21 protein-coding genes are annotated in these 24,010 nt (G+C 65.4%); 14 read left to right on the top strand and 7 right to left on the bottom strand.

Annotated features, from left to right (window positions below; all coding sequences use genetic code 11):
• The first annotated feature begins 73 nt into the window (after window positions 1–73).
• From VDQ28_RS21590 to VDQ28_RS21580, 3 genes are all read left to right on the top strand, one after another.
• On the top strand, window positions 74–430 hold the full coding sequence (locus VDQ28_RS21590) for a hypothetical protein (RefSeq protein ID WP_323037892.1): 357 nt from the start codon (window positions 74–76) through the stop codon (window positions 428–430).
• Window positions 431–478: 48 nt separating this feature from the next.
• Window positions 479–1,150, top strand: a complete 672-nt coding sequence (locus VDQ28_RS21585; RefSeq protein WP_323037891.1) for an SDR family NAD(P)-dependent oxidoreductase — start codon at window positions 479–481, stop codon at window positions 1,148–1,150.
• Between the two features lie 131 nt (window positions 1,151–1,281).
• Entirely contained in the window at window positions 1,282–2,112 is an 831-nt protein-coding gene (locus VDQ28_RS21580; RefSeq protein ID WP_323037890.1) for a LysR family transcriptional regulator, read from the top strand.
• Here VDQ28_RS21580 and VDQ28_RS21575 read toward each other — a convergent pair.
• The 4 genes from VDQ28_RS21575 to VDQ28_RS21560 form a co-directional block, all read right to left on the bottom strand.
• Window positions 2,079–2,945: an alpha/beta fold hydrolase gene (locus tag VDQ28_RS21575; protein ID WP_323037889.1), complete on the bottom strand. Its 867-nt coding sequence runs from the start codon at window positions 2,943–2,945 to the stop codon at window positions 2,079–2,081. The two genes, VDQ28_RS21580 and VDQ28_RS21575, sit on opposite strands and share 34 nt — an antisense overlap.
• Before the next feature lie 119 nt (window positions 2,946–3,064).
• On the bottom strand, window positions 3,065–3,769 hold the full coding sequence (deoD, locus tag VDQ28_RS21570; RefSeq protein ID WP_323037888.1) for a purine-nucleoside phosphorylase: 705 nt from the start codon (window positions 3,767–3,769) through the stop codon (window positions 3,065–3,067).
• 144 nt (window positions 3,770–3,913) lie between these two features.
• Window positions 3,914–5,269, bottom strand: coding sequence for an aminotransferase class III-fold pyridoxal phosphate-dependent enzyme (locus tag VDQ28_RS21565; RefSeq protein WP_323037887.1), 1,356 nt, complete (start codon window positions 5,267–5,269; stop codon window positions 3,914–3,916).
• 14 nt (window positions 5,270–5,283) lie between these two features.
• Entirely contained in the window at window positions 5,284–6,045 is a 762-nt protein-coding gene (locus VDQ28_RS21560) for an IclR family transcriptional regulator (RefSeq protein WP_323037886.1), read from the bottom strand.
• Between the two features lie 121 nt (window positions 6,046–6,166).
• Here VDQ28_RS21560 and VDQ28_RS21555 point away from each other — a divergent pair, with 121 nt between their 5' ends.
• Entirely contained in the window at window positions 6,167–7,651 is a 1,485-nt protein-coding gene (locus VDQ28_RS21555) for an aldehyde dehydrogenase family protein (RefSeq protein ID WP_323037885.1), read from the top strand.
• Window positions 7,652–7,658: 7 nt separating this feature from the next.
• On the opposite strand, the gene hpaR is transcribed toward VDQ28_RS21555, so the two are convergent.
• Window positions 7,659–8,102, bottom strand: a complete 444-nt coding sequence (gene hpaR, locus VDQ28_RS21550; RefSeq protein ID WP_323037884.1) for a homoprotocatechuate degradation operon regulator HpaR — start codon at window positions 8,100–8,102, stop codon at window positions 7,659–7,661.
• A 107-nt stretch (window positions 8,103–8,209) separates the two neighbouring features.
• On the opposite strand from hpaR, the gene VDQ28_RS21545 reads away from it, so the two are divergent.
• From VDQ28_RS21545 to VDQ28_RS21520, 6 genes are all read left to right on the top strand, one after another.
• Window positions 8,210–8,605: a 5-carboxymethyl-2-hydroxymuconate isomerase gene (locus tag VDQ28_RS21545; RefSeq protein ID WP_323037883.1), complete on the top strand. Its 396-nt coding sequence runs from the start codon at window positions 8,210–8,212 to the stop codon at window positions 8,603–8,605.
• A 121-nt stretch (window positions 8,606–8,726) separates the two neighbouring features.
• On the top strand, window positions 8,727–9,281 hold the full coding sequence (locus tag VDQ28_RS21540; RefSeq protein WP_323037882.1) for an RNA polymerase sigma factor: 555 nt from the start codon (window positions 8,727–8,729) through the stop codon (window positions 9,279–9,281).
• Window positions 9,278–9,868: a hypothetical protein gene (locus VDQ28_RS21535; protein WP_323037881.1), complete on the top strand. Its 591-nt coding sequence runs from the start codon at window positions 9,278–9,280 to the stop codon at window positions 9,866–9,868. Before VDQ28_RS21540 ends, VDQ28_RS21535 begins: the two co-directional genes overlap by 4 nt.
• Window positions 9,855–11,156 (top strand): S8 family serine peptidase, encoded by a 1,302-nt coding sequence (locus VDQ28_RS21530; protein ID WP_323037880.1) that lies wholly within the window; start codon window positions 9,855–9,857, stop codon window positions 11,154–11,156. Before VDQ28_RS21535 ends, VDQ28_RS21530 begins: the two co-directional genes overlap by 14 nt.
• Before the next feature lie 662 nt (window positions 11,157–11,818).
• Entirely contained in the window at window positions 11,819–13,105 is a 1,287-nt protein-coding gene (locus VDQ28_RS21525; protein WP_323037879.1) for an O-acetylhomoserine aminocarboxypropyltransferase/cysteine synthase family protein, read from the top strand.
• 140 nt (window positions 13,106–13,245) lie between these two features.
• Complete coding sequence (locus tag VDQ28_RS21520; RefSeq protein ID WP_323037878.1) at window positions 13,246–16,551, top strand: hypothetical protein; 3,306 nt, start codon at window positions 13,246–13,248, stop codon at window positions 16,549–16,551.
• A 76-nt stretch (window positions 16,552–16,627) separates the two neighbouring features.
• Here VDQ28_RS21520 and metF read toward each other — a convergent pair whose 3' ends face one another.
• Window positions 16,628–17,497, bottom strand: coding sequence for a methylenetetrahydrofolate reductase [NAD(P)H] (metF, locus tag VDQ28_RS21515; protein WP_323037877.1), 870 nt, complete (start codon window positions 17,495–17,497; stop codon window positions 16,628–16,630).
• A gap of 93 nt (window positions 17,498–17,590) precedes the next feature.
• Here metF and VDQ28_RS21510 point away from each other — a divergent pair, with 93 nt between their 5' ends.
• From VDQ28_RS21510 to VDQ28_RS21500, 3 genes are all read left to right on the top strand, one after another.
• Window positions 17,591–18,496: a LysR family transcriptional regulator gene (locus VDQ28_RS21510; RefSeq protein ID WP_323037876.1), complete on the top strand. Its 906-nt coding sequence runs from the start codon at window positions 17,591–17,593 to the stop codon at window positions 18,494–18,496.
• A 1-nt stretch (window position 18,497) separates the two neighbouring features.
• Window positions 18,498–19,196, top strand: coding sequence for an NAD-dependent deacylase (locus tag VDQ28_RS21505; RefSeq protein WP_323037875.1), 699 nt, complete (start codon window positions 18,498–18,500; stop codon window positions 19,194–19,196).
• 126 nt (window positions 19,197–19,322) lie between these two features.
• Window positions 19,323–20,240: a DMT family transporter gene (locus tag VDQ28_RS21500; RefSeq protein WP_323038176.1), complete on the top strand. Its 918-nt coding sequence runs from the start codon at window positions 19,323–19,325 to the stop codon at window positions 20,238–20,240.
• On the opposite strand, the gene VDQ28_RS21495 is transcribed toward VDQ28_RS21500, so the two are convergent.
• Window positions 20,188–20,880 carry a thiamine diphosphokinase gene (locus VDQ28_RS21495; protein WP_323037874.1) on the bottom strand — a complete coding sequence of 231 codons (693 nt, stop codon included), beginning with the start codon at window positions 20,878–20,880 and terminating at the stop codon, window positions 20,188–20,190. The genes VDQ28_RS21500 and VDQ28_RS21495 overlap by 53 nt on opposite strands.
• 137 nt (window positions 20,881–21,017) lie before the next feature.
• Here VDQ28_RS21495 and VDQ28_RS21490 point away from each other — a divergent pair, with 137 nt between their 5' ends.
• Window positions 21,018–23,966 (top strand): hypothetical protein, encoded by a 2,949-nt coding sequence (locus VDQ28_RS21490; RefSeq protein WP_323037873.1) that lies wholly within the window; start codon window positions 21,018–21,020, stop codon window positions 23,964–23,966.
• Window positions 23,967–24,010 lie beyond the last annotated feature (44 nt).

Raw genomic sequence — 24,010 nt, 5'->3', positions numbered from 1 at the left:
GCGCCGTTGCTCGCGGGCGCGAGGGGGGTGGACGCGGTCTGAGTGCCGGTGGGCCAACACCAGCGCGCGCGACATGGAGCGGCATGCCCCTGACACGCACCGATATTTTGCCGATGCTGGACGACGCGTTCCCGATATCTCGGCCGATTGTCGCGGCGTTTTTTCGATCGATCGTCGGGCGCCCGAAGACCTGCCTTTGGTTCTGCGGATCGGGGATCTGGTGATCGAGGCGTCGCGGATGTTGGTGGCTGGCCGAACGCGCGACGTGGTGCCGCTCTTTGGTCTGCTCGCGCGATGGATCACCGAGGGCGATCGTGATGTGCTCAACCCGGCGGTGACAGGTTTCCTTGAGGATTTGCAAAGCACCAACCAGCGTCGGAGCGCGTGCTCTGGACAGAAACGCGAGCTGTTCTGGAACCATCGCGATTGACCCTGCGCCGGGTTGTTTCAAAGTCACGGTCTGCCTATCTATCAGGGCATGACACGCCCCCTGCACCCCACCGCCCTCGTTACCGGCGCCAATCGTGGCCTCGGCAAAGCCATTGCCGCCGGGCTCAAGGCGCGCGGCTGCCGGGTGACGCTGGGTGCCCGCGATGAGGCGGCGGGGCGTGCGGCGGCGGCCGAGTTGGGCGTTGCCTTCGCGCGGCTCGACCTGAGTGACCCGGACAGCTATTTCGATGCGGTGGTCGGGGCGGGTGGCTTTGACATTCTGGTCAATAACGCGGGCCTTTTGGGGCGCGAGTCGCTGCTGTCACCGCGGTCTGATTTCGACATGGCGATGGAGGTGATGGTCAACGCGCCGCTGGATCTGATCCGTCTGAACACGCCGCATTGGCGCGAGACGGGCTGGGGCCGGGTGGTGAATATCACCTCGAGTCTGGGGTCGTTTTCGCAAGGACTCAGGGGGCCGGGTGCCTATGGCGTGGCCAAGGCGGCGTTGAATGCGCTGACCGTGGCCTTGGTGCGCGACCTGCCCGAGGGCGTGAAGATCAACGCCTGCGATCCGGGTTGGGTGGCGACGCGCATGGGCGGGGCCGACGCGCCGCGCAGCGTCGCGCAGGGGGCCGAGACGCCGGTCTGGCTGGCGATGTTGCCCGATGATGGGCCGACCGGCGGGTTCTTTCACGACCGGGCCTCCTGCGACTGGTAGGATATGTCCATGACGGTTTGATCAGCCCGCGCCTTGGCGCGGGTTTTTTTGTGCCTGGCGTGATTTCCTGCTTGCATGCCTGAATAAAATTAGGGTAAGAAATATTGAGGCAAGAAAATATCAGGCATAAAATGGCCGCCCAGCCCCCGCGCACCAAGATGCCGCCGCTTACCGCGTTGCGTGCTTTCGAGGCTGCCGGTCGGCTGGGCGGCTTCGCTCCTGCCGCCCTTGAATTGGGTGTGACGCCGGGGGCGGTGACCGCGCATCTTAAAACTTTGGAAACGTCGTTGGGCGTTGCCCTGTTCGAGCGCCATCCGCGTGGCGTCAGCCTGACCGAGGTCGGCGCGCGGGTGTTGCCCGATTTCACCGAAGCGTTTGCCGCGTTGGGCTCGGCGGTTCACCGGTTGGAAGTGGAGGCGACGCCCGGTTTGGTGCGCATCGCCACCACGCCGGATCTGGCGCAACTGTGGCTGTCGCCGCGCTTGCCCGCCTTGCGGCGTAGGGGCTTGCAGGGGGTGCCGGTGCCGGTCTCGGGTGTCGAGGCCGCAGGGGGCGTCGCGGATCTGGCGCTGTTCTTTGAGGCGAGCGAGGAGGCGTCTGCACCGCTGATCGCCGTGGCCGCGCCGTCGATGTCCGACGCCGGGCTGGGCGATCTGGTGCCGGCCGAGTGTCTGATCCTGGCGGGGGATCTGGGCGATTGGGGGCGGTTTGCGCCGCAGGTTGCGCCGCGGGGTCCGGTGCTGCGGCAGGCCGCCTTGGCGCTGGAGGAGGCGGCGCATGGCGCGGGCGTGTTGGTGATCGCGCGTCCCTTGGCCGAGGCGGCGCTGAAGGCCGGGCGCGTGGTGCAGGTGCTGGGCGCGGGCGTGCCAAGTGGGCAGCGGCTGCGGCTTTGGCCGCTGCGGTCGGTGGCTGAGGGGTCGGCTTTGGCTCAGGCTTTGGCGGCGCTGTCGCCTGAGCCATAGGGCGCGATGAGGCTGGGCCAGACGGCGCTGTTGCGCGCGGCGAAGGCGTGGATATGGCTGATGGATGTCAGCCCGAAGGTGGCAGGGGTCAGCACCGTGTGTTCGCACTGGGCGTTGGGGTGCCAGCTGGCCATCTTGCGCACCGAACCGGGCGGGATCATCGGATCATCGGCCAGCGCGATCAGGGTGATCGCGCCTTGGTAGCCGGGGTTTTTGATGCCACCAAGCTTGGGATCGGCAGGCAGGCTGCGGCGGTCCAGCAGCCAAGCGCGCCATTGCCAGAACACGCCTTTGGGCAGGTCATTGCCGAGGTTCAGTCTGCGCCCCGGCAGATAGCCCAGCAGCGCCGTGGAGAGGGGGCCGAAGAGATACCACAGCAAATAGGCGTAGATCCGGAACGGCCAGGGATGCGCGCTGATATGCCCGTGACCGGCGGCGACGGTGATGATGCGATCGAGGCGCTCGGTGCCGGGTTGAAAGGCCAGTCCCATGCCGCCCAGCGAATGCCCGATAACCCACAGCGGCGTGCCGGGAAATCGTGCCTCCAGCCAGAGGCGGGTGGCGGTGGGGTCGGTGATCGCCCAGTCGGTCATCGTGGCGGGCGAGTGGTAGGGCGTGCCGGATTTGCCGAAATCGCGGTAGTCCCAGGTCAGCACAGCGGCATTTTTCTCCAGCGCCAGCCAGCGGGCAAAGGGCAGATAGAAGGATGCCGGCACGCCGGTGGCGCCGTTGATCGACACGGCCAGCGTCGGCTGCGAGACCGAGGTGAGTGTGCCGATGAGGGCGGCGCCGGGGGCGTCGATGGTGACCGGAGACTCGACGATGTCGCGCATCTGCGCCCCTTCATCTTGCCAGAAATACTCAAAAACATGCCGCCGGACAGAGGGCCGACGGTGCCGAGTTTAGGCGGGGTGTCGGGGTGCGGGAAAGCCTTTTTACGGGTGACCTCGCGTCAGGAAAACGCGGCGTGCAGGGCGATCTCGATCATGTCGCCGAACGAGCGCTCGCGGTCCTCGGCGGGCAGGGCCTCGTGGGTTTGCAGGTGGTCCGAGATTGTCAGCACCGCGAGGCCGCGCACGCCGTGACGGGCGCAAAGATTGTAGAGTTCGGCGGCCTCCATCTCGACGCACAAGACGCCGTGACGGGTCATGATCTCGTTGAGGTCGGGGCGCTCGTCGTAGAACACATCCGCGGAATAGATGTTGCCGACATGGACCGCGATCTCCTTGGCGCGGGCGGCTGTGTGGGCCGCGGCGAGCAGGTCATAATTGGCGCTGGGGGCGAAGTTCAGCTCGCGGAAGATGCCGCGTGAGGGGGTTGAGAGCGTGGTGGCCGTCATTGCCAGCACCACGTCACGGATCTTGACATGGGCCTGCATCGCCCCCGCCGAGCCGACGCGGATCAGGGTTTTTGCGCCGTAATCGCGGATCAGTTCGTTGGCGTAGATCGACAGGGATGGCATCCCCATGCCCGAGCCGTGGATCGTCACCCGATTGCCGCGCCAGGTGCCGGTAAAGCCCAACATGCCGCGCACCTGATTCACGCAGACCGGGTTATCGAGAAAGGTCTCGGCCGCCCATTTGGCGCGGTAGGGGTCACCGGGCATCAGTACGGTGGGGGCGATGTCACCGGGTTTGGCACCGATATGGACGGTCATGGGGTCTCTCCGTGTTGTTTGCGCGCAGAGTAGCAGGTTCGGCGGGCGCGGAAAGGGGGAAGGGGAGAAGGGGGCGTTGCCCCCTCGGCGCTGCGCGCCTCACCCCCAGAGTATTTTTCGCAAGATGATGTCGCGGGCGTTTTGTCACAGGGCGTTGAAGCCGGTGTCGAGCGCCGAGAGGATGGTTTGCACGTCGTCCGCGGTGAGGATCAGCGGCGGCGACAGGATGATATTGGGGCCCGAGACGCGGACCATCGCGCCGGCCTGATAGGCTTTGGCCTGCACCGTGCTGGCGATGGATTTGTCGGGGGCGGATTTTGTCGCGCGGTCCGCCACCAGTTCGAGCGCCACCATCAAGCCGTGACCGCCGCGCACGTCGCCGATGATCTGGTGTTTGTCCATCAGGGCCAGCGCACCTTGGTGCAGTTCGGTGCCGCGCGCGGCGGCGTTCTCGCGGATGTTCAGGCGTTGGGTCTCGGCGAGGCAGGCCAGCGCCGCTGCCGCGCCGACCGGGTGGCCCGAATAGGTGTAGCCATGGGCGATGGCGGCCTTGCCGGTCTCGTCCGATTCAAAGGTGTCGGTGACGCGCTCGTGGATCATCACCGCGCCGAACGGGAAATAGCCGTTGGTGATGGCTTTGGCGGTGCACAGGAAATCGGGCTGCACGCCCCAGAGCCGCGAGCCGGACCAGGCACCGGTGCGGCCAAAGGCGGTGATCACTTCGTCGGCGATCAGCAGGATGCCGTTGCGGCGACACAGGGCCTCGACGCCGGGCATGAAGCTGGAATGCGGCGGGATGACGCCGCCTGCGCCGAGGATCGGTTCCATGACAAAGGCGGCAATGGTGCTGGCGCCCTGGAAGGCGATCTCGTCCTCGAGGGCTTGCAGGCAGAGTTGCGCTAGCTTTGCCGGGTCGGATTCGTGGAACGGGTTGCGATAGGTATAGGGGGCCGGGATGTGGTGGCAGCCGGGCAGCAAGGGTTCGTACATGGTGCGGAAATTGGCGTTGCCGTTGACTGAAGCCGCGCCGAAATGCGTGCCGTGATAGCCCTTTTTCAGCGACAGGAATTTGGTGCGCCCTCCCTCGCCGCGGATCTTGTGGTATTGGCGCGACAGGCGCATGGCGGTTTCGATACTGTCCGAGCCGCCCGAAGTGTAGAACACGCGGGCCATGCCGTCGGGTTTGAAAAAGTCGCAGAGGGCTTCGGTCAGCTCGATCACGCAGTCGTTCGTGGTGCCGCGGAAGATCGAATAATAGGGCAATTGGTCAAGCTGCGCGGTGATCGCGTCCTTGATCGGCTGGCAGGAGTAGCCAAGGTTGACGTTCCACAAGCCGCCCACGCCATCGACGGTTTCATGCCCGTCGATATCGGTGATGCGCACGCCGTGGCCGCCGGTGACAATGGTCGGCGGGTTGCGCAGATGGTCCGCCGGGTGGGTCATCGGGTGCCACAGGTGGCGGGCGTTCTTTTCCTTGAGGAAGTTGTCGTCGCGGGGCATGGGGGACTCCTGTGTCAGGCGGCGGTAGGGGGGATGCGGCCGCCCAGATCCCGCGTCGCCTTGAGGGCGGCGGGGGTCAGGGCGGCGACGATTTGTGCCTCGATCTCGGGCGTGATGCGCGAGGCGGGCGAGGCGACGGCCAGCGCACCGATGGCGAACCCGTCGGGGCCAAAAAGCGGCATGGCGAGGCCGTAGACCTCGTCTTCAAAGGTTTGATTGGCGATGGCGTAGCCGCGCGTTCGGGTTTGCGCGATCGCCGTGGCGAGGGCGTCGCGCGAGTCTGGCGTGGATTTGGTGACGCGGCCAAGGGCGCGGTTCAGGACCTGCGCGCGCTGGTCTGGCCGGGCGTAGGCGGTATAGGCCAGGCCTGAGGCGGTGGCGTGCAGGGGCAGGATCAGCCCCGGTTCCAGGTGGACGCGGTTGGTGCGCTGGCTTTCGGCAACGCCAACCGTGCCCAGATCATCGCCCGACAGCAGCGAGGCATGGGCGGTTTCGCCGGTTTCCAGCGCGAGCGCGTTCAGGATCGGGGTCAGGATGCGGGTCACCGGAAAGGCGGCCTCGCGCAGCCGGGCGAGGCGCAACAGGCCCGCGCCAAGCCGCCAGTGGCGCGATTGCGGGTCTTGCTCCACAAGGCCGATACTGGAGAGGTCGGTGAGCATCCGCAGGACGGTGGCTTTGTCGATGCCCGACACGCGCGCGAGGTCGCTCAGCCCGAATTCGGGGTGCTGAGACTCGAAATGTTCCAGCAGTCTGAGGGCTTTTTCAACGGTGCGCATGAGGGTTCGACGGTTGTTTGAGGGGGTGTGCAGAAAAACCTTGATCGAATGCGGGGATTGACGCAAGACATATTTGAAACGTTGGTGTATATAATGAACCGATACCGAAGGGAACGGATGAATGGATCAGTCGGGTATTGACGCGCTAGCTGCGGCTCCGGTTTCGGCGCGGGGGTTGTTTATCGACGGGGCGTGGCAGGCGGCGACGTCGGGTGATGTGCTGGAGGTGGTGTCGCCGATTGACGGGCGGCGCTTGACGACGATTGCCGATGCGGGGGCGGCGGATGTCGAGGCGGCGGTGGCTGCGGCAAGGCGCGCCTTCGAGCGGGGCGCATGGTCGCGGGCGGCCCCGGCAGAGCGCAAGAAAGTGCTGCATCGGATCGCCGATGCCATCGAGCGCGAGGCGCTGGCGCTGGCGGTTCTGGGGGTGCGCGACAATGGCACCGAGATTTCCATGGCGCTCAAGGCCGAGCCGGGCAGTGCGGCGCAGACCTTCCGCTATTACGCCGAGGCGCTGGACAAGGTTTACGGCGAGGTGGCGCCGACGGCGGGGAGTGTGCTGGGAATGATCCTGCGCGAGCCCGTTGGCGTTGTGGGCGCGATCGTGCCGTGGAATTTTCCGCTGATGATCGGCGCGTGGAAGATCGCGCCCGCGCTGGCGATGGGCAATTCGGTGGTGCTGAAGCCCTCTGAGGTGGCGTCGCTATCCTTGCTGCGGCTGGCGGAGATCTGCGCCGAATGTGGCCTGCCGGAGGGGGTGCTGAACGTGGTCACCGGGCAGGGCGCGGTCTGCGGCGAGGCGCTGGGCCTGCATGGGGATGTGGATGTGCTGGTCTTCACCGGATCGGGCGGTGTGGGGCGCAAGCTGTTGGAATACAGTGCGAAATCAAACATCAAGCGGCTGTATCTGGAGCTGGGGGGCAAGTCGCCCAACGTGGTGTTTGCCGATGCGCCGGACTTGGCGCAGGCGGCCAAGGTCAGCGCGGCGGGGATTTTCCGCAACTCGGGGCAGGTCTGCGTGGCGGGGTCACGGGTGCTGGTGGAGCGGTCGATCCATGAGGAGTTCGCGGCGCTCTTGGCCGCGGAAGCCAAGGCGATGACGGTCGGCAATCCGCTGGACTTGAAAACCCAGGCGGGCGCGATTGCCTCAGAGGCGCAATTGACCAAGGTCAGCGGCTTTGTGGAAACCACCTTGACCGAGGGTGGCAGGTTGATCGCCGGTGGCGCGCGCATCCTGGCGCAGACCGGCGGTTCGTATTTCGCGCCGACGGTGTTCGACGCGGTGACGCCCGAGATGACCCTGTCGCGCGAGGAGGTGTTCGGCCCAGTGCTGGCGGTCACGCCGTTCGACACCGAGGCGGACGCGGTGCGGCTGGCGAATGGCACCGAGTATGGCTTGGCGGCGGCAGTCTGGACCAGCAAACTGAGCCGCGCGCATCGCATGGTGCGCGAGATCCGCGCGGGCGTCGTGCATGTCAACACCTATGGCGGCGCGGATAACACGGTGCCGCTGGGCGGGCATCGGCAATCGGGCAACGGGCATGACAAGTCTTTGCATGCGCTGGATAAATATGTGAACCTGAAAACCGCCTGGATACAGCTGTGAGCGCAGTTCAGCCCGGCTTGTCGGCGCGGTTCAGGTCTTCGAGCAGGTCCAGCAATTGCTCCAGCCGCTCGCGGCCATAGCTGGCTTCGAGCTTGGCGAAAACCTCGGCGGCCTCGGCGGCGTGATCGGCCAGAACGGCGCGCCCGGCCTCGCTGATCGTGACAATCGAGCGGCGGCGGTCGGCGTCGTCCGTCTGGCGGGTGATCAGCGCTTGATCCTCCATCGCGCGCAGAATGCGGGTCAGGCTGGGCAATTGCAGACAGGCGCGCTCGGCCAACAGGCTTTGATCCAGCGGCCCGGATTCGTCCAACACCCGCAGCACGCGCCATTTCTGCTCGTTGACGCCGCTTTTCGCCAGCATGTCGCGCACCGGCCCCATGACGGTTTCGCGCGCCCGCAAAAGCGCGATAGGCAAGGAACGGGCGGTGCGGCGCAACGGTGTCTGGGTCATAGGCCCTCCCTTGGCGGATCGTGCTGTGCAAATCAAGCGGTTTGCAGAGGGTACGTTGACAGGTTGCGCCGAATAACTTTACAAAGCAATGAATAAAGGAGGCCCGCGTGCCACATTTATCCATCCAGTATTCGCGCAATCTTGAAAGCCGCCTCGATTGGCCCCGGTTCTTGCAAACCCTGCGGGATGCGGCGGTCGAAACCGGGGTGTTTCCGGCGGCGGGCATTCGGGTTCGGGCCTTTGCCGCGGATCATGTGCTGATCGCGGATGGCAACCCGGATCACGGGTTCATCGACATTTCCGTGCGGTTGCGCGGCGGGCGCAGCGATGCTGACAAATCCCGCGCCACGGCGCATCTTTTTGCCGCCGCCGAGGCGTTCTGTGCGGCGGATCTGGCGCAGAATTCGCTGATGTTGTCGCTGGAAATGCGCGATATCGACCCGGCGTTGAGCCCCAAGACCAGCTCTGTCCGTCGGTTCTTGCCAAAGGATATGCAGGAATAGCCCGTTTTTCGGGATTTTGGCCGGTGTTTCGCGTATTCTGCAACCCTGTGCGGCCTGGGGTGCTTCCCTCGCGGCAACCGATGGTATAGCGTTTTTCCTCTGACAGGACCGCGCGCAACAGATGAGCGATACGCATCACCAGCTACTCAAGCAGATTGGCGAGGGCGACAAACAAGCGCTCGCCGCCCTGTATCGCGCTTATGAACGTCCGGTTTACAAGTTTATCGTCTCCAGATTGAACGATCCGCACGAGGCGGCCGACATACTCCATGACGTCTTTATGGACATCTGGCGTGTCGCCGGCAGTTTCGAGGGGAGAAGCCAAGTGAAAACCTGGATATTTGGTATCGCGTACCGCAAGGTCATTGACGTGCATCGCAAGCGTGCGCGGGTGACGGTTACCGATGAAATCCCTGAAAGTGACACCTATCAGGAGGCGGCGGATACGCGCTATGCCCACCAGCAGGAGGCCGAACATTTGCGATATTGTGTCGGTACGCTGTCGGATGAGCACCGCCTGGCGATCTCGCTGGCGTTCTATGAGGACATGACCTGCGCGGAAATCTCGGAAATCGCCGGCGTGCCCGAGGGGACGATCAAGTCGCGACTGCATCATGCCAAGAAATTGCTGCTGCATTGTCTGTCCGGCCGGATTGGCGCGAGGGCGATGGCATGACTGGGACACCCGAAAACCCTGAACTGGACCTGATATTTCACGTCAACGGCACCTTGCACGAAGCCAAGGCCGCGGCGCTCGACGCGGTGCTGGCCGAGGATGACGATTTGCGCGCCGAATATGACGCGCTGGTCGCGCTTCGGGCCGAGATGCAGGCCGAGGAAATCCAGAGCCCCGGCGAATTCGGCCTGGCGCGTTTGTTGCGGGAAGTGGGCCGCGAGGGTGCCGTGGCCGCCGCACCGCAAGCGCCAAACCGCACATGGATGTGGCAATTGGCGGCGGCGGTGGCGACGGTGGCGTTGCTGGGCCAGAGCCTGTTTTTGCGCGGCGGTGGTGTCGATGAGGCAGGCTATCAGATGGCCGGTGCCGCGCCCGCGGGCGTGTTGGCGGTGGCCTTTGTCAAGGACGCCACGGAAGCGCAGATCCGCGCTTTGTTGCAGGGCCTGGATCTGGAAATCGTTGCAGGCCCGTCCGCTTTGGGGTTTTATGACCTTGGCGTGATGGACGGTGGCGATCATGCCGCGGCCGTTTCAGGTTTGAGCGACGCCACGACCATAGTGGAGAGTGTCGAGGATGGTACGCGGTAAATCGGGATGGTTGGGGTCGGTCTTGGTGCTGGTTTTGGCGCTTGGGGCAGGCCCGGCACTGGCGACGCTTGATGGACCGTCCAGCCCCGAGCAACCCGCGCAATCGGAATATGAAGGTTTGCCGCCGGGGTATGACGGTTTGCCGGACCATGTGGATCACGACGAATGCGGCGGTGGGTGTGCAGAGCCTCGCGGTGCGGATCGGCCCGTGGGGCGCGTCCTGCGGACTGAGGGCGCGCGCTATGAATATGTGATTGTTGGCCCCGAAGCTCAGGCGGAGGCCGCGCGGCGTGCCGTTGAGGCGGCGGGCGGCGCGATCATTCGCGAGGCCACGCTTTCGGCGCTCGATCAAACCTCGCAGATTGCGACGTTCCCCAATCAGGCGGCGATTGCGCGCGCGCAAGATCTGATTGCGCAGCAAGCCGCAGACAGTTCGCTGTCGGCGCATCATTTGTATTATTTCGCGCAATCGCGCCGCACGCCTCGGGTCTATGCCCCGGCATTGATTGGCGAGGACAGCGTGGGGCGCTGCCACCTGTCGCGGCCCGTTACCATTGGCATGATCGACGGCCCGGTGAACCCCAATCATCCGGCGTTGCAGGGGACGAGCCTGCGGTATGAGACGCTGGTCGAGGGCCATATGATCCCGAATGCCGATCATGGGACGGCGGTCGCGGCGCTGATGGTCGGGCAGGATGAAACGGGCGCGCTGGCCGGGTTTGCGCAGGGCGCGCAGCTTTATGCGATTTCGGTGTTTGGCGCGCGCGATGATGTCGAAGAAGCCAGCGTCGAGCGGATCGCCGTGGCGCTTGACCGGATGGTCGGCGCGGGCGTTCGGCTGATCAACCTGTCGATTGCCGGGCCGGAAAATCAGGCGCTTGGCCGGGTGCTGCGGGCGGCGGCGTCGCGTGGGGCGGTGCTGATTGCGGCCTCGGGCAATGATCGGCGGCCGCAGGTCGCCTGGCCCGCCGCCTCGGAGGATGTGATCGCGGTGACGGCGATTGACGCGGCGCGGCGGCGATTCCGGCTGGCCAACACCGGCCCGCAGATTGAATTTGCCGCCCCCGGCGTCGATGTTTACGCCGCCCGCACGTCTGGCGCGGGGTATGTCAGCGGCACCTCCTTTGCCGCGCCGATCGTCACCGCCCTGGCGGCCCGGCATATGGCGCGCGGTGTGGGGTCGGCGGCGGCGATCCGCGGGCGGCTGCGGACCGGCATCGAGACATTGGGGCCGGGAACGCGCAACACCGAATTCGGCTGGGGCCTTGTCAAGGCCGGCGGCTGTTGAGGGTTGGGGGCGTGGCAATGCGCCCTGCGTCCACCCGGTTCAGGGTTTCTTGATGTTTCTTTGAACCCTTTCCCCCCGCGCCACGACCCATGATTAGCGACCCCGTGCCGCAGAGCCGAACGCCTCCCTCGTTCTCGATCTGCCGAGGCACCGCCGTCGCCCTCTGTCCCAAACCTGAACCCCAGAGCTTGCTCTGGGGTCTTTTTTCGGCCTGACGCGCCGCGCCGATTTTTTTCGGACATCGCGTGAATTTCTTTGAACCAAACCCGCGACGCCAACGACTTACGATCATTAACGCGGCACTGCCGCACACGGGCATTCAGGCGGCGTCTTTTGATCACCATCTTTTTGCGTGGCGTACGAGGTTTCAGCACCAAACCCTAGTCCAGGTCTAGAACGGTCCGACGCCCCAAAGCTTGCTTTGGGGCGTCATTTTTCCGGGCGCGCGGCATCCGGCGCGTGCAAAAGGAAATCTGTCCGAGAATTGCCACTCATCTGTGACGGGTGGTCGCGTTGAACCAACCCCGCGCCGCCATCATTCCGACAATCGCGGGATTGCGCGTTCACCTGTTCCCATGCCGGGGGTGCGAACCCTCACCGCGGCCCGTTGCCTGTGGCGGTGCGATACACTAGCGTCGCGCGCAAATCTCAGGGAGTCTACCATGACCGACAGCTTTGGCTTTGACACGCTACAAATTCACGCGGGCGCACGCCCCGACCCGGCAACCGGCGCGCGGCAGGTGCCGATCTATCAGACCACGGCCTATGTGTTCCGCGATGCCGATCACGCGGCGGCGTTGTTCAACCTGCAAGAGGTCGGCTATATTTACTCGCGCCTGACCAACCCGACCGTCGCCGCTCTGCAAGAGCGTATCGCGACGCTGGAGGGTGGCGCGGGCGCGGTGTGCTGTTCCTCGGGTCACGCGGCGCAGATCATGGCGCTGTTCCCGTTGATGGGGCCGGGCAAGAATATCGTCGCCTCGACGCGGCTGTATGGCGGCACGATCACCCAGTTCAGCCAGACCTTCAAACGCTTTGGCTGGTCGACGAAATTTGTCGATACCGACGATCTGGCCGCCGTCGAGGCCGCCATTGACGACAACACCCGCGCGATCTTCTGCGAGACCATCGCCAACCCCGGCGGCTATGTCACCGACATCCCGGCGCTGGCCGAGATCACCAACCGCCACGGCATTCCGCTGGTTGTCGACAACACCACGGCGACGCCATATCTGTGCAAACCCATCGAGCTGGGGGCGACGCTGGTGGTGCATTCGATGACCAAATACCTGACCGGCAACGGCACCGTGACCGGCGGCGTGGTGGTGGATTCGGGCAAATTCGACTGGTCGCAGAATGACAAGTTCCCGTCGCTCAGCCAGCCAGAGCCGGCCTATCACGGGTTGAAATTCCACGAGACCTTCGGCGCGCTGGCCTTCACCTTTCACGGCATCGCCATCGGGCTGCGCGATCTGGGCATGACCCTGAACCCGCAGGCCGCGCATTACACGCTGATGGGGATCGAAACCCTGAGCCTGCGGATGGATCGCCACCTCGCCAATGCGGCCAAGCTTGCAGCATGGCTCGAGGCTGATTCGCGCGTCGAGGCCGTGACCTATGCCGGGCTGGAAAGCTCGCCGTATCACGAGCGCGCGGGGCGGATCGTGCCCAAGGGCGCTGGCGCGCTGTTCACCGTGTCGCTGAAAGGCGGCTATGACGCCTGTGTCAAACTGGTTGATTCGCTGGACCTGTTCAGCCATGTCGCCAATCTGGGCGATACGCGCAGCCTGATCATCCACCCGGCCAGCACCACCCACCGCCAACTGACGCTGGAACAGCAAATCGCCGCCGGTGCCGCGCCGGATACCGTGCGTCTGTCGGTCGGGACCGAAGATGCCGATGACTTGATCAGGGATCTGGATCAGGCTTTGGCCAAAGCTTCGGCCTGAGGCTTGTTTCCAAAGGAAAAAATGGCTCGGCAGGATCTCTGCCGGGCCATTTGTTTTCATCGGCGGATTTCTGCTATAGGAGGGGGATTGCCCGAGTTGATGACTCGGCGCGCCCCTCAAGGCTGTGGTAAACGCACGGTATGAAACCGAATTTTGCCCTCAAACTGTCGAATGACGGTATCGAGTTGTTGCACCGTGATCCAAGTGGCTGGTTGTCGCTGGGCGCGGTAAGCTTTGACCATGACGATGTACAGGCCGGCAGCGCCCGTCTGGTGGCCGAGGCCATGCGCCTTGAGCCCGGCGGCATCAGCACCAAGCTTGTGCTGCCCGAAAGCCAGTTGCGCTATGCAACGGTGTCGGCCCCCGGCCCCACCGACGAGGCGCGCCGCTATCAGATCGAGGCCGAGATCGAGGCCCTGACGCCCTATACCATCGACGAAGTGGTCTATGATTGGGTGGTCGAGGACGATCACGCGATGGTGGTGATCTGCGCGCGTGAGACCCTGGCCGAGGCCGAAGGGTTCGCGGATGCCAGCGGGTTCAATCCGGTCGCCTTTGTCGCCGCGCCCGAAGGCGGGCAATTTGCCGGTGAGCCGAATTTCGGCGTCACCTCGATGTCCAGGGTTTATGTGCCATCGGGCGACAAGGTGCAGTTCGACGTGGAGCCGGTGCGCGTGTCGGGACGTGTGCGGCCCGCCGAAGCGCCGACGCCCGAGGCACCCAAGCCGCAAGAGATCCGCAAGCCCGAGCCAAGCGAACCGAGCGCGGCGGCTCCGGTTGCGCCGCCGGTGGCAGCGCCCGCGCCCGCCTTGGCCAAGCCCTATGTCCGCCCCGCCCCCCCGGCGACCGCGCCCTCCGCCGCCGGGCCACGGATGGCACCTCCGATCGTCCGGGCGAAAGTTCACGCACAACCCAGACCCATTGACCCGGGGACCGCGCTGGGGTCGTCAGAGCCGGACTCGCCCGTCGCGTCGCCGGAACCCTTGGCAAAAGTCGGCAACCTGGTGCGGCGTCTGGGGACGCGGTTTCGCCGTGAAAAAGCACTGGAGAAAGTGCAAGACGCCGCGGCGGCGGTCACATCACCCGAGCCCGTGGCGTCAAAGCCTTTGGACGCGCCCATCAAGCCGCCGATGTCTGCGCCCGCCGCCGTGACTCCTGCCGTCACACCGTTGGCAAGCCCGCGCAAGGCCCCGGACGCGCCGAAACCTGCGGCTCCGGCCCCGGTGGCAACAGCGCCCGAGGCAAAGACCCCGGTGGAAAAAGCCGCGGTGGAAAAAGCCGCGGTGGCAACGGCCCCTCAAGCCGCCGCCGCGGAAACCCTCGAGAAAGCCCCTGCGGTTGCCTTTTCTTCCCGTCGCCGCCCGGCACCAACCGTGGCCGCAACGGGGGGAACGCCAGTGCCGGCGGGGGCAAACCCGGGTGGCCGAATCGCCGTCTTGCCTGCGGATGCCGGGCCGGCGACCCCCGGTTTGGCCTTTCGCCTGAAGCGCGCGGCGACGTGGCGCTTGAAGCGGGCGCGGCGTCAGATCTTGTCGCGAATTCCGGGGATGGACGTCGGGCAGCCGGGGCAGAAGCCCGATCAACGCAAAGCGGCCGGCGCACAGATGCAGGCGAAACGCCCGACCGAGGGTCCGGCAGCCGCTGCTCTGCGCGCCGCCAACCCCTCATCGCGCCCGCCGGTGTCCGAAAGCGAAAAGGCGACCGAAGCCGAAGCGCTGACGATTTTCGGCGCACGCGGCAACACCTATGCCGAGCCGAGTCTCGCGCGGCGTGGACTTATGGCGACCGGCGGCGTGTTGTTCCTGCTGGTGGCCGTTGCCGTCTGGTTCGTGTATTTCAGCGGCGACCCGCAGCCCGCGCAACTTGCCCAGAACGATGGGGCCGGCACCAGCACGATTCAGCAGATTGCGGCCCCGGACGCGGTTGAGACGGCCGAAGCGACGATACCGCCGCCTGCCAATTTGGCCCCGCTGCCTGATAATTCAGGGTTCAACGCGGCTGCCGTGCCCAGTGCCGAGTCGTTGACTGACGCCGCCGCCGATATTGCGCAAGCCACGGATACCGCGGCCGAGGAATTGGCGTCGCAGGCCGGGGCAGAGGGTGACGGCGCGGTGGCCGAGGTCGCCGCACCCGCGACGGAACAAGCCGATGCGACGACGTCGGACCCGGACCGCCTTCTGGAATCACTGGTGCAACAGGCGCTGACCGAAGCCTTGCCGGATGCAGGAACCAATGCTGCCGGACAAGTGGCCGATGCGACCAGCACGAGCACCCCGCAGTCGACAACGCCGCAGTCAACACCCCCGCAGTCGGGCGACGCGCAGCAGACCAGTCAGGATGCCCCGGCGCAGGTTTCGGATACACCGCAAGTTGCCTCGGCACCGACCACAGCGGCACCGCGGTTGACTTTGCCCAGCGGCATCGACGCCCCGGAAACCGGCGAAGTGGCGTTTCTGGCCCCGGCCGCGCCGCCCCCCTTCGGGACGGAATTCACCTTTGATGAGAACGGCTTGGTCGAGGCGACCCGCGAGGGTGCACTGACGCCGTCGGGTGTGACGGTCTACGCGCGTGCGCCCAGTGTCGCGCCCGCGCCCCGACCCGCGGGCATCGCGCCAGAGCCCGAAGTGGTGCCCGAGCCCGTTGCCGAGCCCGCCGCCGAGCCTGCCGCCGAACCTGCCGCCGAACCCGTGGCGCCGGTGGTCGAGGCCGCGCCCACGCCAGAGCCTGCGCTTGTGCCCGACGACACGCCGCGCGCGGATCCGGCCTTCGCCGGCGCGCGCCCGCAACCGCGCAGTGCGCGTGTTCGGGCCATTGGCGAACAACTGGCGCCGACAGCGCCTGATCCGACCCCCGATCCTGCCGCCAATGCCGAGCAGCAAGATGCGGCATTGGACACCCCTGAAACCGAAACGGCTGCGCTTGAAACCCCTCCACCCGGAGGGGTTTCGCTTGCGGCGCTGCGGCCACAGAACCGTCCGACCGATCTGGTGCCGCCCGAGGTCGTGGCGGCGGTCGATGCGGGGACCGAGGTCGCGCAAGAGGCCGTCGCGGAATCGCTGCGCCCCAATGCCAGACCGTCCGATGTCACCGAGCGCGCTCAGGCCATTCTGGCGGCGGCAAGTCGCCCGCAGCAGTCTGACTCTACGGATGTGGAAACCGACGAGGGCGAAACGACCACGGCCACGGCCGCACCGTCGATCCCCAGCTCGGCCTCGGTTGCGCGTGCCGCCACCGAGACCAATGCCATCAACCTGCGGGATCTCAATTTGATCGGGGTGTTTGGCACGCCCAACAACCGCCGTGCGCTGGTGCGTCTGTCCAGCGGGCGGGTCGTTCGGGTGCAGGTGGGGGATCGGTTGGACGGCGGAAGCGTGACGGCGATTGGCGAGGCGGAATTGCGCTATACCAAAAGTGGCCGCACCGAGGTCTTGCGAATTGGCGGTTGATCGGTCCTGGAATGGCGGCACCGACACAGCAAAAAGCCGCGCACCAAGGGTTTGGTGCGCGGCTTTTCTGTTGTGATTACGCGACGTTTTGCAGCGCGACTTCGGGTTTGACCCCCAGCGCGTAGCACACATCGCGGGTCAAGGTCGGGCGGTTGAGCGTGTAGAAATGCAGGGCAGGGACACCCTCGATCAACAGTTTATCGCACATTTCGGTGCAGATCGCCGTCGACAGCAGGTCTTCGCGCCCGTCACGCGCCGCCTTGGCAAAGGCGTCATCCATCCAGCTCGGAACCGTCGCCCCGGTCGCGAGGGCAAAGCGGCGAATGCCGGACCAGTTTTCGATCGGGATGATACCGGGCACGATCTTGCGGGTGTCGATCCCGGCCTCGTCGGCGGCATCGCGGAACCGCAGGAAGGTCTCGGCCTCGAAGAAGAATTGCGTGATGGCGCTGTCGGCACCGGCTTCGAACTTGCGCTTGAGCCAGGCGATATCGGCAGCGCTGTCGGCGGCCTCTGGGTGAGGTTCGGGATACGCGCCAACTCGGATGTTGAAATCACCGGTTTCCTTGAGCGCGGTGATCAGCTCTGCGGAATGCGCGAAGCCTTCTGGATGCGGCGTGAAACGGCCTTGCCCCTTGGGCGGATCGCCGCGCAGGGCGACGATCTCGGTGACGCCCGCAGCGGCATAGCTGCGCGCGATGTCCAGCGTTTCGGCGCGCGAGGCATCAACGCAGGTCAGGTGCGCGGCAACGTTCAGGTCGAATTCGCGGCCAATCGTGGTGACGGCTTCGTGGGTCAATTGCCGCGTCGTGCCGCCGGCGCCATAGGTGACGGACACGAAATCCGGCTTCAGCGGGGCCAGCATTCGCACCGTTTCCCACAACCGAAAGCTGGCCTCCAGCGTTTTGGGCGGGAAAAACTCGAATGAGATCGTGGGTGCGGGCATGGTTGAACTCCTGTACTTCGGGGCCCTTGTCGCATGGAACGCTATGTGAGACAAATTCATTGTTTTCATCATCACTATGAGGTTGATCGCATAATGCACCTGGAATTCCGGCATCTGCGCACGATCCGCGCCATTCATCAGGCGGGCGGTGTCGGGCGTGCGGCGGATCTGTTGAATATGACGCAATCGGCGCTGAGCCATCAGCTCAAAGGGTTGGAGGATCAATGCGGAGTGGAATTATTCGTGCGCCGCACCAAGCCGTTGCGGCTGTCGGCGGCGGGGATGCGCCTGCTGCGATTGGCCGAGGATGTGCTGCCCCGGATCGAGGCCACCGAGGACGAGTTCCGCGCGCTGATCGCGGGCAAATCCGGGCGTTTGCACATCGCCATCGAGTGCCACGCCTGTTTTGAATGGCTGTTCCCGGTGCTGGAGAAATTCCGCCACGCCTGGCCGGAAATCGACGTCGATATCCGCCCCGGTCTGGCCTTTGGGGCGTTGCCCGCGCTTGAGCGCGAGGAGGTGGATCTGGTGATCTCCTCGGATCCAGAGGCTATGGATGGCATTGTTTTCACGCCGCTTTTCGACTACGAGCCGCGGTTCATCGCCGCCTCGTCGCACCCGTTGGCCAAGAAATCCTTTATCGTTGCCGAGGATTTCCGCGATGAGGTGCTGATCACCTATCCGATGGATCGCGCCCGGCTGGATATTTTCACCGGCTTGCTGGGCCCGGCCCGCGTTGAGCCGCGCGCGGTGCGGCAGGTGGAGCTGACGGCGGTGATCCTGCTCTTGGTGGCCTCGGGGCGCGGGGTGTCGGTGTTGCCTGATTGGGTGCTGCGCGAGGTGAAATATTCGCCCGATTACGCCACCTTGCCGATCACCGAGCAAGGCCTGACCAAGCGACTTTATGGCGCGACGCGCAGCGATGATGCGACCAAGCCTTTCATGGCGCATTTCCTGCGCCTAGCGCGCACGGAACCTGTGAAACTGCAAAGGGCGTGACATGCGAATCGTGATACTGACAGGGGCCGGGATTTCGGCGGAAAGCGGGCTGGGCACCTTTCGCGACAAAGGTGGGCTGTGGTCGCAATACGACCTGGAGGACGTGGCGACCCCTGAGGGTTTTGCGCGCAACCCCGATCTGGTGCAGAGGTTCTACAATGCGCGCCGCGCGAATTGCGCCGCGGCGGTGCCGAACGCCGCGCATCATGCCTTGGCGCGGCTGGAAGCGGCGCTGCCGGGGCAGGTGGTGATCGTCACGCAAAACGTGGATGATCTGCATGTGCGGGCCGGGTCCAAGGCGGTGATCCAGATGCACGGCGCCTTGATGCGGGCGCTTTGCGCGGATTGCGGTCATCGCTGGCCCGCCCCGGCGACCATGACCACCGCCGACCCTTGCCCACATTGTGCGCGGCCCGCGACGCGGCCGGATGTGGTGTGGTTTGGCGAGATGCCCTATCAGATGGAGGACATCGCCGCAGACATCGAGCGCGCGGACCTGTTTGCGGCGATTGGCACCTCGGGTCAGGTCTGGCCCGCGGCGGGGTTTGCCGAGGCGGCGCGCGAGGCGGGTGCGCGTTGTCTGGAACTCAATCTGGAGCCGTCTGACGTCTCGCGGAGTTTCCACGAACATCAGTATGGCCCGGCCACGCAGATCGTGCCGGCCTGGGTTGATCGCGTGCTGGCGCGCACGCGGACCTAGGGTCTACCGCAGCCCCTGCGACCGACAATCGCGCCTTGTGGCCGACAGGGTGAGCCGCTAACCCTTTACATGTGAATGATCGAGGTTTTCATGGCTCATCCTGCCCGGCGCCCCAGCCAACCCCCGATACCCCAGCGCGCCGATCATGTGCCGCTGGGCATAGCGATGATGCTGGCGTTTTGCGCTCTGGCGCCCCTGATCGACGTGGCGGCAAAATTCGCGTCGCAGTCGGTCAGTGTCGGGCAGGTGACCTTGGCGCGGATGGCGGTGCAGGCGCTGTTGATGATCCCGGTGATGCTGATTTTTCGGCATGGCGTGCGGCTGACCACGGTGCAATTCGGGCTGCTGACCCTGCGCGCGGCGCTGTTGCTGGCCTCGACCTTTACATTTGTCAGCGCGTTGCAGGTCATGCCGGTGGCCGATGCGCTGGCCATTGCCTTTGTCGAGCCGTTCATCTTGCTGGCGATGGGGGCCGTTTTGTTCGGCGATCTGGTCGGCCCGCGCCGGATTATCGCCTCGCTGGTGGGGTTTTGCGGCGCGCTTCTGGTGATCCAGCCCAATTTCGCCGCCTTTGGCTCTGTGGCGCTGTTCCCGCTGGGCACGGCGTTGTTCTTTGCGCTTTATATGCTGGTCACCCGCCGTATCGCCCGCGACGTCGCACCCGAGCCGATGCAGTTTCACACGGCCTGGATTGGCGTGGTCCTGATGGTGCCGGTGCTGGCGCTGGGCGCGGGGTTGGACATCGGCGTGCTGGTGTTGAGCAATCCCGAGGCCTTGGTCTGGGGGCAGTTGTTCGCGGTCGGGCTGGCGGCTGCCGTCTCGCATATGGCGATCACCTATGCGCTGCGGTTTGCGCCTTCGGCGACGCTGGCCCCGCTGCATTATCTGGAGATCGTGACGGCGGTTCTGTTTGGCTATCTATTCTTTGACGACTGGCCCAACCCGCTGAGCTGGACCGGAATCGCGGTGATCACCGGCTCGGGCCTTTATATCATCGCGCGCGAGCGTCATCTTGCCAGAGCGGCGCGTCGCGCAGCGCTTTGAGCAAGGCATCGAGCGCGGTTGGCGGCACCAGCAGCAGCATCCGTGGTGTCTCTGGCCGCAGCGTGACCTGACCGCCGACCGCCTGGTTCGAGGTGCCGATCCGGCCGAAGGGGGAAAACGCCAACGCGTCGGTCGGCCATTCCAGCCCCTCGGACCGGCATCGCGTCGCCCCCATCGGAAACAGCGACACACGCGTGCCGGGCGGCAGGGTCAGCACCAGTTCGGGCGGCAACACCACGCACAGATCCGCGCCAGTCTCGACGATCACCCGGCGATTGGGGTTGCAAAGCAGCGTGTTCATCGCCGCCAGGGTATGATCCAGCCGCCCGCCCGAAAATCCGAGCGCCAGGACAAAGGGCGCCTCGATCGCGTCGAGGGCCTTGTCGAAGTCGGTGTTGTGCTGTGCCGCGACTTGATGAAGCCGCGCGGCGCCCAAAATTGCCCGGGTTTCGGGTGAAATCGAATCAAAATCGCCGATTGCCAGATCAGGTTGCTGCCCCAGGGCCAGGATTTTATCCGCCCCGCCATCGGCGGCAACCAGCCAGGGGGCCATATTTAGCGCACGATTCAGCATGTCGGCGGATACATGGCCCCCGCCCACAAGTGTGACACCCTCAGTTTTTGCGTAAACGACTGACATGTGGTTTCCTGTCAATTGCGGCAGGGGAACGCAAGCATGGCCACATTCCGATCAAGAAATTACCTTGCATTTTTCTCACTGCCGCACCCTACGACAGGCATTGTCCGAACTGAGTAGTGATAAAGGACGTAATTGTTATGGTCAGTCCGAGCAAAATCCTAACGGTGTCATACGGCACGTTTTCCTGCACGTTGGAAGGCTTTGACGAGCCGTTCAACACGATGAAGGCGATTGCCGAATACTTCCGCGATTTGGCCGCCGAGGACCGGTATTTCGGTGCCGAACCCCCGACGCCCGACGCCGAGATGTTGCATCGGATCGCCGAGCGCGAGATCAAGAGCCGGGTCGAGGCCAAGATCCAGGAAAACGGTGTCGTGCTGCGGGCACAGATTGGCCGCTCGACTGCCGAGGCAGACGATCGCGACGTCACGCCCGAGGTCGAGACAACCGCACCGCCCGCGCATTCTGTTGCCGGGGCGGCGGTTGGTGCGGCCATCGCCGCCGAGCCCGAGCCGGTGGTTGAGGCGGAGCCAACCCGCACGGCCCGCGATGATCAGGCGCTCTCTGGAATTTCCGCGAAGTTGCAGCGCATTCGTGCCGCCGTCGCCCAGGTGCGCGCCTTTGAAGAATCAGACGAGGACGGGGCCGCACGTGATCCGCGAGCCCGGGTTTCCGATGCGTCGGGTATGGCGGATGACGCCGAGGCCGAGGCCTCGTTTGCCCTCGAGGCGCACGCGGCCGCCGAAGCCGCGCGTCTTGCCGCCGAGAAGGATGCCGCAGACGAAGCAGCACGGCTTGAGGCCGAGCGTCTGGCGGCAGAGGAAGCCGAACGGGTTGAGGCGGAGCGGCTTGAGGCTGAAGAAGCCGAGCGGCTTGAGGCGGAGCGGCTTGAGGCTGAAGAAGCCGAACGGCTTGAGGCGGAGCGGCTGCTTGCAGAGCAAACGGCGCGGTTTGAGGCCCAGGTTTTGGCTGCAGAAGAGGCCGCCAAACTGGAAGCTGAACGCATGGCTGCCGCCGAGGCATCCCGGCTTGAGGCGCTCCGTCAAGCGGCAGAAGACACCGCCCGGATGGAAGCAGCGCGTTTTGCGGCTGAGGAGGCTGAGCGTTTGGCGGCAGAAGAAGCCGCCCGGGTCGAGGCCGAGCGTTTGGCGGCAGAGGAAGCCGAGCGGGTTGAGGCTGAGCGTCAGGCGGCAGAAGAAGCCGCCCGGGTTGAGGCTGAGCGTCAGGCGGCAGAAGAAGCCGAGCGGGTTGAGGCTGAGCGTCAGGCGGCAGAAGAAGCCGCCCGGGTTGAGGCTGAGCGTCAGGCGGCAGAAGAAGCCGAGCGGGTTGAGGCTGAGCGTCAGGCGGCAGAAGAAGCCGCCCGGGTTGAGGCTGAGCGTCAGGCGGCAGAAGAAGCCGCCCGGGTTGAGGCTGAGCGTCAGGCGGCAGAGGAAGCCGCCCGGGTTGAGGCTGAGCGTTTGGCGGCAGAGGAAGCCGCCCGGGTTGAGGCCGAGCGTCAGGCGGCAGAAGAAGCCGCACGGGTTGAGGCTGAGCGTCAGGCGGCAGAAGAAGCCGCCCGGGTTGAGGCTGAGCGTTTGGCGGCGGAGGACGCCGCACGGATTGAGGCTGAGCGTCTGGCGGCGGAGGAAGCCGAGCGGGTTGAGGCTGAGCGTTTGGCGGCAGAAGAAGCCGAGCGGGTTGAGGCCGAGCGTTTGGCGGCAGAGGAAGCCGCACGGGTCGAGGCCGAGCGTCAGGCGGCAGAAGAAGCCGCGCGGGTTGAGGCTGAGCGTCAGGCGGCAGAAGAAGCCGCCCGGGTTGAGGCTGAGCGTCAGGCGGCAGAAGAAGCCGCCGCGGAGGCGGTGGCGACACCGCGCCCGGGTCGGCGTGTGGTCGTGGTTCGTCCCGGCGCGCGGTCTGCACCGAACACCGCCACCGAGCGCGATGAGGCGGTGTTGACCGCGGTTGCAGCGGCGCGGAGCCCTGTGGCGGCGCCAACATCGACCGAGGCCCAAACGCACGCCACGCCGCAGCCGGTTCTGACCCCAGCGGATTCCGTGCGGGCCGCAATGGCTGCCTTCTCGACTGATGAATTGGGCGACGAAGACGAGGGCGACGACATTGACGCCGCCACCACCGACGTTGATGCACTTGAGTTGCCCGACGAGGCCGAAGCCGACACCGCAGAGCCGGAGTCGCACGACGCAGAGCTTGCCGCGCGTGTCGCGCAGGCTTTGGGCGAAACCGGTCTTCCCGCCGAGCAAGAGGCCGAGTTGTTGGCCGAATTGACCGCCGTCGAGCGCGACGCAGAAGCCCTGCGCCTTGCCGAGCGCCAGCGCCGCGCCCTGCTGCGGGACGAAACCGCCGATGAATCGGTGGAGCGTTTGATTTCTCAGGTGGATACGCAATTCTCGGATGTTGAGGCAAAACGCCGGCAGTCCACCATCTCGCACCTCAAGGCTGCGGTTCTGGCAACCCGTGCCGAAGAGGAGGCCAGCGGCCCACGGCGTCCACAAGAGGAAGAAGAGCGCGAAATCGCCCGCTATCGCGCGGATCTGGAGCGCAGCGTTCGCCGCCAGGATGACTCGATGTCAGCCGCGGATGACAGTGGACCGCAACGCCCTGTCCGGGCCGCCACGACCCGCACCGAACGCCCGCGCAGCGCGCAGCCGCCGCTGGTTCTGGTGTCCGAGCAACGCATTGACCGCCCCGCCGAGACCGAAGTGGTCCGGCCGCGGCGTATCAACACCGGCGCTTTGGCGATGGAGGAGTTGTTTGACGAGGACGCCTCCGCCCCCCAGGCCGCGCAGGGCCGTGCGTTTGCCGATTTTGTCACGCCGATGCATCTGACGACGCTGGCCGAACTGACCGAAGCCGCCGCCGCCTATGTCACGCATGTCGAGGGCGCGCCCGAATTCACCCGTCCACAGGTGATGCGCCATGTGGTCTCGACCGGCTTGCCGATGACGCGCAGCCGCGAAAACATGCTGCGCACCTTTGGCTTGCTGATGCGCCAGGGCACGATGATGCGCTCGCGGCGCGGGCAATTCGAGCTGGCCCCGGAATCGGAGTTTGGTGATCAGGCACGGCGCTTTGCGCAAGCCGATTGATTGCCCGACCTTTATGAAAAAAGCGGCGTCACCCAAACCGTGAC

The organism is Pararhodobacter sp. (assembly GCF_034676545.1).
Classification (GTDB): Bacteria; Pseudomonadota; Alphaproteobacteria; order Rhodobacterales; family Rhodobacteraceae; genus Pararhodobacter.
The sequence above is the reverse complement of the archived record's forward strand: the minus strand, read 5'-3'. Positions and strand labels throughout refer to the sequence as shown.